Genomic DNA, 13,237 nt, shown 5'->3' with positions numbered 1-13,237 from the left:
CATTCTTCAACAGTTAGTTCGTTCATCACCAGCCCGTTCATTCTTCGCCAGCTAGTTCGTTCTTCACCAGTTTGCTCATTCTTCAACAGTTTGTTCGTTCTTCACCAGCTAGTTCGTTTATCACCAGCTAGTTCGTTTATCACCAACTAGTTCGTTTATCACCAGCTAGTTCGTTCTTCACCAGCTAGTTTGTTCTTCGCCAGTTTGTTCGCTCTTCACCAGCTAGTTCGTTTATCACCAGTTAGTTCGTTCTTCACCAGTTTGCTCATTCTTCACCAGCTAGTTCGTTCTTCACCAGTTAGTTCGTTCTTCGCCAGCTAGTTCGTTCTTCGTCATTTCCTTGTTACGTCCGTTGGTCAACGCTAACTATAATCACTACACATTTAACTCGGTGTTTAGTTTAACAGTTATATAACCGAACCTACTGCCGGCTACGACCATGCATTGTGATCGCTTCTTCGACCTTGATGCAGCGGTCCATAATGGCGATCATACCGTGCTCAGCGGCAATTTCAGCGGCTTCCGCGCTAACTATACCCTGCTGGAGCCACAGCACACGTGCGCCAATGTCAGCTGCCTCCTGCGCGACCTTTGCGCAGTGTTCGCTTCGACGGAATACATTGACGATGTCCACTCGATCTGGAATTTCAGCTAAAGTGTGATAACACTTTTCACCCAGGATCTCCCCGTCCACCGTTGGGTTAACGGGGATGATCCGATATCCCCGGCTTTGCATGGCGCCCGCGACCATATAAGAGGTACGATCTGTTTTGTCTGATAAGCCGACAACAGCAATGTTACCTGCGGAAGCAAGAATATCTCCGATCTGCTCCCGACTTGGATTCTCAAAGCTCATAAGTAGTGCCCCTTTCCATAATTACACTTAATGATCCTTGTTTAACTGAAGCTAGATACGCTAGCTCCCTTATTCCTATTGTACCCACTCCACATTCGCACCAAGCGCACGCAAGTGATCAAAATATTGCGGATAAGATTTTGCCACATGATGTGCATCCTTAATCAAAAGAGGTTGACGCGCACGCAAGCCTACTACGGATAGTGCCATAATTACGCGGTGATCATAATGCGCATTAATGGTGACTCCGCCTTCGACACCTTCGGGCATGCCGTGAACAATAATCTCATCGCGGCGTTCTTCTACCTTGGCTCCGGCACGGGTTAACTCTGCCAAGTAATCGGTAATGCGATCACATTCCTTATAGCGCAAATTCTCAACATTGTAGAATCGGGAGGTACCTTCTGCAAATACTGCAGCAGCCACCATGGCCAGTACCGCATCTGTTGCAGCATCTCCATCGAATTCAACAGCTTTTAGGATACCGTTCCCTTGGACATGTACTGTACCCTCTTCATGTGTAAGAGGAACTTCCATCATCCGCAGTACATCAACAATGGCTCTTTCACCTTGTTTACTTTGTTCTGCAAGACGGTGAATTTTCACATCCGACTTTGTAACCGCAGCCGCCGCAAGGATTGCCGCAGAGCCTGGGTAGTCACCTTGAACAGTATATGATTTAGCTGCATAAGCTTGACGACCTGGAACTTTAAAGGACATGTAATCATCCGCGGCGTGCACCACAATACCTGCCTGCTCCAACACTTCCAAGGTCTGGCCCACGACAACCTTCGATTTCAAATCATCGAGGACAATAATTTCACTATCTTCTTCAAGCAATGGTGTCAGAAACAGTAGAGCACTTAAGAACTGGGAGCTTACTGCACCAGAGACAGTAATTCTGCCTCCAACCGGTTTACCCCCACGGATCGTGATCGGCAGTTTCCCTTCATTATGCTCCACCTGAACACCTAGCTGTTCCAACGACACAATCAAGTCGTCATGCGGACGTTTGCCCAATGAGTCTGGATACGTATTTACAAAAGTAACCTCAGGACTTAACGCGGCCACAGCCATAAGAAAACGCAGTACTGCTCCGGCATTTCCTACATTAAGTTCTTTAACGTCTTTTGGGTGACGTCCGAAGCCTTGAATCACAATCTTTTCCTCATCTTCTGTAAGCACAGCACCCAAATCTGCTATGCAGCGGCGGATCGCGTCGCTATCCTCACTATGTGCAGGATGATAAATCGTACTTACTCCTTCAGACAATGCCGCAACCAGCAGATAACGTGTCGTATAGTTTTTGGAAGAGAGGGCTCCAAATTCTCCTTGCAGAGATGGCGTTGGCCTAACAATAACGTCCATAATATAAACTCTCCTTAGTAGATGTAGTTGGTATGTAATGCTCGTTTGACAGGGTATTCTGTTCTTGTGTTATCATTAAACCATTCTTCTGATGAAAAGAGGTCAAACCCATGCATAATGTACCACAAATCACACCGCAAGAATTACGGCAGTGTATAGAGACAGGTGAAGACCTTGTACTCATCGATGTTCGCGAAGACGAAGAGGTGGCCTTTGGGATGATTCCCGGTGCACAACATATCCCTATGGGAGAAATTCCGCACCGTACTGAGGATATTCCAAGCGATGCCAAAGTGATCTTCATTTGCCGTTCCGGTGCCCGCAGCCAACGTGTCTGCGAATATCTACAGCAATTTGGTTATAACGCTGCGAACCTCAGCGGCGGTATGATTGAATGGAATGAGTCACTCTCTTAAAAGCTCAACCGCGGTAATGCATTAAAATATGTTGCGACACTTCTGCCGCAGTCAGTCCCGTTGTATCGACCGTGTAATGCGCGAATAGGTATGCATCCTGGCGATCTTCCATGATTCGTCTGACCCGTTCTTCTGCATTGCCGGCGAGCAGCGGACGATTCTCATCCCCGCTAACACGTGCAATAATCTCTTCCTCAGTTGCCGTTAGCGCAACTACATGCCCTTTACTCAGCATTAAGGCTGTATTCCCCGGCGCCAATACCGCGCCTCCACCAGTGGATATTAATTTATTCTCAGACTCTAGCATTTGCTTTAGAACCGCAGTTTCTACGCCTCGAAAGTATTCCTCACCATCTTCTGCGAAGATTTCTGCAATGCTTCTGCCTTCAGTCTCAATAATGACATGATCCAAATCAACCAGCTCATAGCCCAGCTCCTCGGCCAAAATAGCACCAACAGTTGACTTACCAGTCGCCATCATCCCTACTAAAATAATGTTTTTGTTCTTATCTTCCTGACTCATCGTTTTTAGTTCTTCTGTATCCCCAGCCATGACTATCCTCCAACCGCGATATTTGTCATATCATAACACAGGGTCAAAACATTAGACAATCCGCTTCTTCCAGTAAAAAAAGACCCGAAAGGCTCCCCATTTCTGGTGAAGCCGTCCGGGCCGCTTGTCATACAGTCAATTAGATTATTCCGCTGCCATCCAGTTGTGGTGGAAGACGCCTTCTTTGTCCACACGTTTGAAGGTGTGAGCGCCAAAGTAATCACGTTGAGCCTGAAGCAAGTTAGCAGGCAAACGTTCTGTACGGTAGCTGTCATAGTAAGCCAATGCGCTGGAGAATCCAGGGACTGGAACACCCAAAGTTACCGCAGAAGCAATGACTTTACGCCATGCAGATTGGTAATTGTCCATAACATTCTTGAAGAAAGGATCAAGAAGCAGATTCTTAAGCTCTGCATTGTTCTCATAAGCATCTGTGATATTTTGTAGGAAACGGGAACGGATAATGCAGCCGCCGCGCCAGATTTTAGCCAGCTCGCCATATTTCAGATCCCAACCATATTCGTCGGAAGCTACGCGAAGTTGAGCGAAACCTTGCGCGTAGGATACGATTTTGCTCGCGAACAATGCTTTACGCACGTTCTCGATGAATTCGGCTTTGTCGCCTTCAAATGTTGTTGCTTCTGGTCCGTTAAGCACTTTGCTTGCTTCTACGCGCTCATCCTTCATAGCAGACAGGAAGCGGGAGAATACGGATTCAGTAATCATGGACAGAGGTACACCAAGATCTAGTGAGCTTTGGCTTGTCCATTTACCAGTACCCTTTTGGCCAGCAGAATCAAGGATAACGTCAACCATAGGTTTGCCGGTTTCTTCGTCATATTGAGCAAAGATATCAGTAGTGATCTCAATCAGGTAGCTGTCGAGCTCGCCGCTGTTCCACTCTTTGAAAATATTGTGAAGTTCTTTTGCATCCAGACCTAGAACATCTTTCAACAATTGATAAGCTTCACAGATCAATTGCATATCACCATATTCGATACCGTTGTGCACCATTTTAACATAGTGTCCTGCACCGTCAGGTCCGATATATGTACAGCAAGGCTCTCCGTCCACTTTGGCTGAGATTGCCGTTAGGATAGGCTCTACAAGTTTATACGCACTTTCTTGACCACCTGGCATAATCGAAGGACCTTTAAGAGCACCTTCTTCACCACCGGAAACTCCAGTACCGATAAAGCGGAAACCTTTTTCTTCCAGTTCTTTACTACGACGAACTGTATCAGGGAAGTAAGCATTCCCTCCATCGATAATGATGTCGCCTTGATCAAGATGCGGCAGCAGTTGCTCGATGGTAGCATCAGTAGCTTTACCAGCTTGAACCATGATCAGAATTTTGCGCGGTGTTTCCAGCGAAGCTACAAATTCCTCAACGGAAAATGTGCCTACGAGGTTTTTACCTTCCGCTTCAGCAAGAAGATCATGTGTCTTCTCCGGGGAGCGGTTGAATACGGATACGGAAAAACCTTTGCTTTCGATATTTAGAGCCAAATTCTTGCCCATTACCGCCAAGCCAATAACGCCGATTTGTTGTTTTGCCATCTGGTCCTCCACCCTTTGCACCCTATATTTTTGTGAAATCCATTTCTCGCAGTATAAGAATACCACCCTTTATCAGAGACAGCAAAGCCTGCCCTGCGAATAGAGATCAATTTCATTGACAAATTCAGTCTAAGAAATGATCACAATGACTATTTTAACGTTTTTAACGTCAGAAGTGAACCCCTGTCTGCAAGTTCCAATACAAATATAAGACACCCCGATGAACGGGGTGCCTTGAAAGAACATTTGCGGCACTTGCTTACCATTCTAACATAAACAATTCCTTGGTCAAAAAGGCAAGCTCAGCTCGACATTTGTCCGCGCGAACCGTATCTCCAGCCTTTAGGGCATCATTTAACCGATCCAACTGTTCATCCACTTCAATTCTCCGCTGGCGAACCCGTTCTTCCCCTTCAATAGAATAAAAGAGTCTTGTCAGCTCCTCATCTGTGAGCATAGGTCCCTTCTGATATAACACGCGCTGCTGATAACCAGAAATTTCAACTAGGCGAATCACTTCGCCAAACAAAATATTTTCAATAATAATCTGCCGATCCCGGAAACGTTTAACGATTGCATGCCCGCGCATATCCCCAATTAATTTCTCCATCCACTCTGACAAGCGAGCATCACGGATCATATAATCACCCACAAGCTTATAGCCGTCTTTAATCCTTTGAAACCGCAATTTCACTAACTTACGACCCGTACGGACCGAAATCACAAAGACCTGTTCATTCTCGCTCCAATATAGGGAATAACCTTCTTGAATCAAATCCTTGATCAGGTCCTGGATATGCTGTCTGTCGAACCGCAGTTCCAGGTTACAATACTCCACCTCGTCGTTTTTGTTCACGGCACTCCCCCCTAACAGCTTCACATCTGTAAAGCCAACCTTCATTAGTTCAATTCCAGAGTAATCATGGCTGCCGGACCTCTTCTTGAGTTAACTTCCTTTTTGCGTTCGTCTTAATCTTATTTTATACTTCAGTTTATGTAGCGGTAACTTGGTTTATTGACTATTTTTACCCGCAACAGCCTTTCTCCAAACGCTGATCGAGAATTTTAATGCCTTTTAGTCCTTTTGGAGCATAAACGTTCTAGTCCTTCAGCTGCACAGTGTCATACAGAAGACCTTCGAAACTTACTTCCGTTATATCGTATATCATTCTAATTTTCTAAAAAGCCGCTGATTTACCGGATCATTCTCCGGTTATCAGCGGCTTTTTTTCCTCAGCTAGTCTTAAATTTCTGTTTCGTTCTATGCACGATAAGCAGATGCAGCCCGAAGAGCAGCAACATTACAATAGCACTTGCCAGGAATGGGACACCATGTCCTACATGATCCCATAATCTACCTGACAATACTGGCCCCGCTACCATTCCTGAGCCTTGGAGTGTCAAGAACAGCCCCCAGACCGTCCCTCGTTCCCCCTTAGGAACTTGCTTAGCCAGAAAGGCATTCCATGCCGGGAGGATAAGCGCGTAGCTTATACCGACCAGCGCAACCGCGATAAAGGCAAGTGGCAGCCAGCGAACCTGAGAGAAAAAGGCCAGCGAAAAGGCAGCTAACAAAAAACCTATATTCAGAAACACCGTTGTCCCTATACGGTCCACCAGCTTACCTGCGGGAATAAGTGCAAGAACTGTAATCCCTCCCCCTGCAATGAGGAGCAAACTGAATTGATTGGGACTAACATGCAGCTCTGTACGTGCAAACAAGGTAACTACAGGTGTCATCAAGCCAATGGCGAAGGCCTGTAGGAACAACGCCGGGTACAGCCATCTGCTGACTTTCAGGGTAGTTCTCACCTGATGCAGCGTTCTTTTTATACTTTCTAACGGACTAAGCTTTTTACGCTCCATTGCTCCGCCAAGTCCATGCATGTCCCTCACGACAGCATGAGACCCGCTAGAAGAGATTCGTTTAGGTAAGAAAAGGGCTACTACAACTACAGCGGCAGCACAACCTAACAAGACTAGAAAAGCTACGTGATAGCTTTGTCCACCCTGATCCATTAAAAAATTCACAACAATTGGACCGATTCCTGTTCCTGCGAGAGAAGCCATCTCAACAGCGCCCATGGCCGCACCACTGCTGCCGCTTTTGGTTGATCCGGCCAGCTCGGTAATCCCGGTCATCACACATGGCCAAAGCGGTGAGGTCCCGATCCCAAGAATGAGACAGGCGATGGATAACGCAACGGCCGTTTTGGCATAGATGATCAAACCAATGGCTACTAGAATCAGCAGCAATGCACTTGTCATCGTCCAGCGGAACCCTATGCGCTCCATAACCCAGCCTGAAGGACTGCGGAAGACGTTGTCCCCCAAATACTGTAGGGCAAAAGCGAATCCCACTACTGTCACCGACAGCCCCAGTATATTCTCCATATACACTGGCAATAAGGCAACAAGCAGCGAACCTTTAACAAATTCAACTAAAAAAATAATTACCCACATCTCAACAATAAATGGTGATGCTAAACTAATATTCATCCGTTGTTCAGCTTTCGTGGACATTCTATCACATCCAAATCCTAGTATTCTGAAGATTGTTTTGTTATACTGATGCTTGCCTTAAAAATTAACTATTCGCGAAAGGTTGTGACAGCATTAAATGAATCAACACCGTACTCCCCTCTTCACAGCTCTAAAAAAGCATGCCGCCGGCAATCCAGTTCAATTTCATATTCCCGGGCATAAGAAGGGGCTAGGAACCGATGCCGAATTCCGTGAGTTTATCGGCGATAACGCTCTATCCATAGATCTAATCAACATCGCACCGCTTGATGATCTACATCAGCCAACTGGCGTAATCCAGGAGGCTCAAAAGCTGGCTGCGAAGGCTTTCGGCGCCGACTATACGTATTTTAGCGTACAGGGCACGAGCAATGCCATCATGACGATGATCCTCTCTGTCTGCTCACCGGGTGAAAAAATAATTGTGCCGCGTAACATTCATAAATCCGTAATGTCGGCCATTATCTTCTCCGGAGCCAAGCCTGTGTTCGTCTCGCCTGTACAGGATGAGAATCTCGGGATAGATCACGGCATAACCACCAGTGCGCTGGAACGAGCGTTAAAGCGTCATCCAGACGCTAAAGGAGTTCTAGTTATCAATCCAACGTACTTCGGCGTATGTGCCGACCTGCGTTCGATTGTCGACCTGGCTCACCGTTACGGGGTACCCGTTCTGGTGGACGAGGCACATGGAGTACTGATTCATTTTCATGAGGATCTGCCGGTATCGGCCATGCAGGCCGGTGCGGACATAGCTGCCACTAGTGTGCATAAGCTTGGTGGTTCCATGACGCAAAGCTCGGTACTGAATCTAAATGCGAAGACTGGGCTGATTAACCCACAACGGGTGCAGACCATTATGAGCATGCTGACTACAACATCAACCTCATATATTTTATTAGCGTCTCTCGATACATCTAGACGCAATCTCGCGCTGAACGGACATGAAATGGCGGAAAGAACCATCCAATTGTCCAACTACGCACGCGAGACCATTAACACTATCGAAGGCTTGTACAGCTTTGGTAAAGAAATACTTGGAACAGAAGCAACTTTCGATCTAGATCCAACCAAACTTAACATTCACGTTCGCCATTTAGGGATCACTGGTTACGAAACCGAAAACTGGCTGCGTGAGAAATACAACATCGAAGTTGAACTGAGTGACATGTATAATATTCTTTGCCTTATTACCCCAGGTGATACTCAAGAATCAGTAGATAAATTATTAGCTGCTTTACGGGTGCTATCCGCTATCCATTATAGCAAGGGTGAAATCTATGAACTGAAGGTTCAGGTTCCAGAAATCCCGCAGCTTGCTTTAATTCCAAGAGATGCTTTTTATGCTGACACTCAGTTAGTTCCGTTCCGCGAATCTGCTGGGTACATCATTGCAGAGTTTATCTATGTATATCCACCGGGGATACCGATTCTCCTCCCTGGCGAAGTCATTACTCAGGATAATATCGACTACATTATCGACCACGTCGAAATCGGCCTGCCGGTTAAAGGGCCTGAGGACCGCAGCATCACTAATGTTAAGGTGATTGTTGAAGCCGATCCTATATCCTAAGATCTATTTTTTTCCTTAAAAACTTAAATCATTTATACAAAAACCCGATACCATAATGAGTATCGGGTTTCTGTATATAAGCATCAACTGTTCCATTCACATAGAACAGCTTAAGTTTAGTCGCTAGAATCTATTCTTGCTGAGCAAGCAGATTGTTGTAAGCTTCTTCAACAGCTTTCCATTCTTCTTCATCTTCGATATTATACAATACCATTTCTTCGTCTTCTTCTTCCATACGCAGAATAATGCCGTCTGCTTCTGGATTCTCGCGCTCTAACAACAGAGCATATAATTTCTCGCCTATGTCGAACGTTTCTACAAGCACCATTTCCACATCTTCGCCCTGCTCGTTCGTCAAGGTCAGCACAAACTCCTCGTGCTCATGGTCGTGATCATGCCCGCAACCGCATGCTTCACCATGCTCATGTTTGTGATCGCTCATTGTAATACCTCACTTTGAATTGTATTATCCTACATCTGGTATCGTACCACGTTAGATTAGTTCAGGTCAATTTAGAACACCTAATTTAACGCTGTTATTACCTTCTCCGACACAAGTACGTAATCGGCATTTTTGGAGGGCTTAATATAGAAGCCTACCCGGTATTTGCCCGCTTCTTTAAAATCATAAGTAAACTCCGAGGTTGGAAACCAGAAATTATCCTTCTGCGAGCCTTCAAGCACCTGTGACTGAATATCCTTAACGTTTCCAGACGGATCTGTCATGGCCACTTTCACAGCTGAAATCTCTTCGGTCAGACTATCTACCTGAGTTAATATCTTTATTTTCAGCTTGCCTACATTGACATTGCCAAAAACCGTATCCCCTTTAAAAAGTACAATATGGACATTAGGTTTAAGGATCGTAACTTTCCCAGAACCGTCCCAAGTAACAACCCCGCCTGTTTCTCTAGCAGGAATGTACGTTTTTCCATCAATTAGATAACCGCCGTCTACAATTTCTTTTCCGTTGCTCCATACTCTAATTTTCTGATTAACGGAATCGGCGAATAATAATGAGCCACCCATTAAGGAAAAAGCAAACACGCACAAAGTGATTTTTTTCCATCTATTCATTTGAGACCCTCCAGATAATTCATGCTGTTAATATATACTTACTTTGTTTCAGCAAGTTGCGCTGATTTCAGGTAAATATTTCATTGATCTTGCGAAAAATGATATTATGGTCTTATTCGAAGTAGAAACATTAGCTATAACCGATTTCAGGAGGGTTCTTTCTTATGAGTCTAAGCCTACAAATGCTAGGAACAGGCAATGCTTTTGCGAAAAAATATTTTAACAACAATGGCTTGCTGCTAGATGAAAATTACACCCTGCTGATTGATTGCGGGATAACAGCCCCGCTTGCCATGCATAGACTTGAAAAATCCTTCAGTGACGTAAATGCTACGCTCATTACACATATTCATGCAGATCATGTTGGAGGGCTGGAAGAGCTTGCGCTAACCTTAAAGCATGTGCACGGTAAAAAAATGACCTTACTTCTTCCGGAGACACTTATAGAGCCCTTGTGGAACAATACGTTAAAGGGAGGTTTATACCAAGAAGATGCTGTATCTTCCTTATCTGATATCTTCGATGTTAAGCCCATGCAGCCTGAAAATACCTACAAGCTCTCTCCTACTCTTTCATTAGAGATCATACAAACACCGCATATTCCCGGGAAAAACAGTTATTCCCTTCTAATAAACAACGAGATTTTTTATAGTGCGGACATGACCTTTCAGCCGGATCTACTGATTAGCCTTGTGCGGGAGCGCGGGATCCGGATCATCCTGCATGACTGCCAACTAGGTGGAACAGGCGTTGTTCACACCACGCTGGAAGAGCTGATGTCTCTGCCTAAAGATGTTCGCGAGCGGATCAAGCTCATGCATTATAGCGATGAACAACCAGATTTCGTCGGACTTACAGGAGAGATGGAATTTTTAGAGCAGCATGTGAACTATAAACTCTGATCTTTACAAAAAAAAGCCGTACATAAACGTCTGTAGACGTATGTACGGCTTTTCGTGTTGAACTATGAAAATGTCGGCAAATTATCCAGATTGTTAGTTGGATCTCCATCCGCATCTCCGCGAATATAAGTTTCTCCATCCTTACCTTTAAAAGCGTTCACTCCGGCAATATTTCCGGCCTGTACTTCTTGCAGGGCTTGGTCATACGCCAGCACACGTCCTGTAGAGGTCTGGAAGCTTGTTAAATCGCCATTCCCATTTTTTTGAACAGCTACGAAAGATTCACGTTCGTTATTTGGCACTTTAGCTCGCCCCTTGCACTTGGATTTGCCATCATTCGGCACATCCTAGCTTGCGTAGAGCGTCCAATAATTATGTGCACCAATCTTTAAAGCATTTTTTGCATCCGTACATGTAATATACCTGCATCATAGAATGGCTCTGTAGAAATAACTTCATAGCCGAGTTTCTTATAGAAATTCTCTGCCTGACACTGAGCATCTAGAATTGAAGCTTCCAGTCCAAGCTCCCGAGCAAGCTCTTCCATCGCCAGTAACAAGACACGTCCGTATCCTTTGACCCGATATTCTTTCAATACGGCGATGCGCTGCATTTTAGCCGTACCTGCTTTGTAATAGATCAATCTACCCGTTGCTACAGGTATCCCTTCATCTATAATCAGAATATGGTGCGCATTCGGACTGATGGCATCATATTCGTCAATTTCTTCCTCGGCCGGTACCTTTTGTTCCTCAACAAATACTTTAGTGCGGATATCCAGCCCCATCTGAAGCTGTTCCTCTGTAGTTACCCGTAAGATTTCTGCCGCCATGTTAGTTGCAAACTCCTCTCTCTATATAGCCAACGATAGTTGTCTATTATATAAAATAATGACAAGAAAGAAAAGCCTACACATGGAATCCTTAACCTCTCAGTAGACTAATCCACAGAATATACTTCTTCAGGGATTGAACGGTTATATACGTCTTGCATCACAGGTGACAACGGAGGATACTGACTTTTAGATTTGCCATCCAGATTGGTCATCTCATTGATTTCGATAACTTTTGCGGGTTTCACCGTAGAGCACCCCACTACACCCAGCAGTAACACTAGGCAAACGCCGACTTCCCATTTCACAATTTTAGACATAAAAAAGCTCCTTTCATCGCAGCTGCAGTTATACTCACTACAGCTTTGACGATTCAGGAGCTTTATAAACAATAGGAGCTATTCATTCCAGTTGCCCTCTTAGAGATTGACGTTTCCAACCAAATGGACTAGATACATCATCCCAACCAAAAAGCCTGCTAAAACAAAATAAGCTGTTCCATATTTCCAGCGTGTACTGGCTGGCACATCGTAATACTTATCATTATCGTGCACGGTACAGCTGATGTCACATTGCATCTTTAAATGAAGACCATTCTCTAACGTTACTTGCTCCAGCTGCGAAATTCTTACCTTTTCAATAATACATTGCTGTGGCAGTGTAGCTTTGCCATAATAATTCAGCTGGTCCCATCTGACCACAACATACTGCTGTCTCTCTAGATCACTGTAGGTAGTAAAAGGTAAATCCCGGCGATGCTCAGCTCCTGGAATCATGTAACCCGCCTCTCGCAAGGGCTCCACGGGAATTAAGAACCCCTTAGTCACAGACTGCGGGCGGTTGTTGTTACGTCTTTTCACATATTTATTATACAGATCGTAAGCAAACATTGCCCAGATGATAAAGAACAAAATCGAACGCAAGTAAACGATTATAGCTAAGCCACCCACCAGACCCACAAGCCACAGCCAGCGCGTAACTGCGGTAGCAATACGTCCACCGTCTAGCGGATGGATTGGCAGCAGATTAATCAAATTAAGTAATAAGCCTATATAAGCCAGGGAATAAAGAAGCGGACTATCCATATAGTATCCCGCTCCAAAAACAGCAGTAGCCCCAATAGTACCCAGAATCGGTCCGCCAAAAGCAACATACGCTTCTGTCTTCGCATCCAGCGGATGTTTTTTCATAGTAATTAACGCGCCTAAAAAAGGAATAAATAACGGAGCGCTGACGGGTAACCCGATCCGCTTAGCGGCTATGACATGTCCCAATTCATGAACAAGCAAAAGCAGGACGATACCTATAGCAAACCCCCACGGATAAATCAAAGCATATGCCCCTATCGAAACCATCATGGAAATTAACGGCCCGGCAATTTTACCTATTTTCAGCAGAGACAAAATCGCCTTTCCTTTTAACAGGAGCATGGCGGCTCCGCCCCCCAACCATTTCAGCGGAGTAGAAGTATTCTTTTTCTGCTCATTTTGCATTTGCGGCAAGATCACAAGCTCCTTTATCTTTCAATTTTAAGAAACTACTGTACAGTTCCATCTATCTTATCATAGAAGCATTAA

Annotated in this window: 15 protein-coding genes; 3 read left to right on the top strand and 12 right to left on the bottom strand. The window is 45.0% G+C overall.

Annotated features, from left to right (window positions below):
- Nucleotides 1-421: 421 nt before the first annotated feature.
- Both NST94_RS11670 and aroA read right to left on the bottom strand, forming a co-directional pair.
- Nucleotides 422-856, bottom strand: coding sequence for a CoA-binding protein (locus NST94_RS11670; RefSeq protein ID WP_076129119.1), 435 nt, complete (start codon nucleotides 854-856; stop codon nucleotides 422-424).
- Between the two features lie 75 nt (nucleotides 857-931).
- Nucleotides 932-2,224: a 3-phosphoshikimate 1-carboxyvinyltransferase gene (aroA, locus tag NST94_RS11665; protein ID WP_076129118.1), complete on the bottom strand. Its 1,293-nt coding sequence runs from the start codon at nucleotides 2,222-2,224 to the stop codon at nucleotides 932-934.
- A gap of 110 nt (nucleotides 2,225-2,334) precedes the next feature.
- Between aroA and NST94_RS11660 the strand changes: the two genes are divergently transcribed.
- Nucleotides 2,335-2,640 (top strand): rhodanese-like domain-containing protein, encoded by a 306-nt coding sequence (locus NST94_RS11660; protein ID WP_076183347.1) that lies wholly within the window; start codon nucleotides 2,335-2,337, stop codon nucleotides 2,638-2,640.
- Between the two features lie 4 nt (nucleotides 2,641-2,644).
- On the opposite strand, the gene NST94_RS11655 is transcribed toward NST94_RS11660, so the two are convergent.
- The 4 genes from NST94_RS11655 to NST94_RS11640 form a co-directional block, all read right to left on the bottom strand.
- Complete coding sequence (locus NST94_RS11655; protein ID WP_254847616.1) at nucleotides 2,645-3,193, bottom strand: shikimate kinase; 549 nt, start codon at nucleotides 3,191-3,193, stop codon at nucleotides 2,645-2,647.
- Nucleotides 3,194-3,337: 144 nt separating this feature from the next.
- Nucleotides 3,338-4,753 carry an NADP-dependent phosphogluconate dehydrogenase gene (gene gndA, locus NST94_RS11650; RefSeq protein ID WP_038570246.1) on the bottom strand — a complete coding sequence of 472 codons (1,416 nt, stop codon included), beginning with the start codon at nucleotides 4,751-4,753 and terminating at the stop codon, nucleotides 3,338-3,340.
- Nucleotides 4,754-5,012: 259 nt separating this feature from the next.
- A complete protein-coding gene (locus NST94_RS11645) occupies nucleotides 5,013-5,609 on the bottom strand; it encodes a hypothetical protein (protein ID WP_036686566.1) in 597 nt (198 codons plus the stop codon).
- A gap of 377 nt (nucleotides 5,610-5,986) precedes the next feature.
- The gene (locus NST94_RS11640; protein ID WP_076183344.1) at nucleotides 5,987-7,276 is read right to left on the bottom strand and encodes an MFS transporter; all 1,290 of its coding nucleotides are present in this window, start codon (nucleotides 7,274-7,276) and stop codon (nucleotides 5,987-5,989) included.
- Nucleotides 7,277-7,373: 97 nt separating this feature from the next.
- Between NST94_RS11640 and NST94_RS11635 the strand changes: the two genes are divergently transcribed.
- Nucleotides 7,374-8,849 carry an aminotransferase class I/II-fold pyridoxal phosphate-dependent enzyme gene (locus NST94_RS11635; RefSeq protein ID WP_036686120.1) on the top strand — a complete coding sequence of 492 codons (1,476 nt, stop codon included), beginning with the start codon at nucleotides 7,374-7,376 and terminating at the stop codon, nucleotides 8,847-8,849.
- A gap of 130 nt (nucleotides 8,850-8,979) precedes the next feature.
- Here the strand turns inward: NST94_RS11635 and NST94_RS11630 are convergent, their stop codons facing one another.
- Nucleotides 8,980-9,291, bottom strand: a complete 312-nt coding sequence (locus NST94_RS11630) for a DUF1292 domain-containing protein (protein WP_036686118.1) — start codon at nucleotides 9,289-9,291, stop codon at nucleotides 8,980-8,982.
- Between the two features lie 80 nt (nucleotides 9,292-9,371).
- Nucleotides 9,372-9,926, bottom strand: coding sequence for a copper amine oxidase (locus NST94_RS11625; protein WP_036686116.1), 555 nt, complete (start codon nucleotides 9,924-9,926; stop codon nucleotides 9,372-9,374).
- Nucleotides 9,927-10,090: 164 nt separating this feature from the next.
- Here NST94_RS11625 and NST94_RS11620 point away from each other — a divergent pair, with 164 nt between their 5' ends.
- Entirely contained in the window at nucleotides 10,091-10,828 is a 738-nt protein-coding gene (locus NST94_RS11620) for an MBL fold metallo-hydrolase (protein ID WP_076129115.1), read from the top strand.
- 62 nt (nucleotides 10,829-10,890) lie between these two features.
- Here NST94_RS11620 and NST94_RS11615 read toward each other — a convergent pair whose 3' ends face one another.
- From NST94_RS11615 to NST94_RS11600, 4 genes are all read right to left on the bottom strand, one after another.
- Entirely contained in the window at nucleotides 10,891-11,130 is a 240-nt protein-coding gene (locus NST94_RS11615; protein WP_339281995.1) for a DUF3892 domain-containing protein, read from the bottom strand.
- 86 nt (nucleotides 11,131-11,216) lie between these two features.
- Nucleotides 11,217-11,660 (bottom strand): GNAT family N-acetyltransferase, encoded by a 444-nt coding sequence (locus tag NST94_RS11610; RefSeq protein ID WP_076129114.1) that lies wholly within the window; start codon nucleotides 11,658-11,660, stop codon nucleotides 11,217-11,219.
- A 107-nt stretch (nucleotides 11,661-11,767) separates the two neighbouring features.
- Entirely contained in the window at nucleotides 11,768-11,980 is a 213-nt protein-coding gene (locus NST94_RS11605) for a hypothetical protein (RefSeq protein WP_076219148.1), read from the bottom strand.
- A 99-nt stretch (nucleotides 11,981-12,079) separates the two neighbouring features.
- Complete coding sequence (locus NST94_RS11600) at nucleotides 12,080-13,153, bottom strand: site-2 protease family protein (protein WP_339191180.1); 1,074 nt, start codon at nucleotides 13,151-13,153, stop codon at nucleotides 12,080-12,082.
- Between the last annotated feature and the right edge of the window lie 84 nt (nucleotides 13,154-13,237).

Source organism: Paenibacillus sp. FSL H8-0282 (genome assembly GCF_037963825.1).
Lineage (GTDB): Bacteria > Bacillota > Bacilli > Paenibacillales > Paenibacillaceae > Paenibacillus_AQ > Paenibacillus_AQ odorifer.
This window is presented reverse-complemented; position numbering and strand designations above follow the sequence as displayed.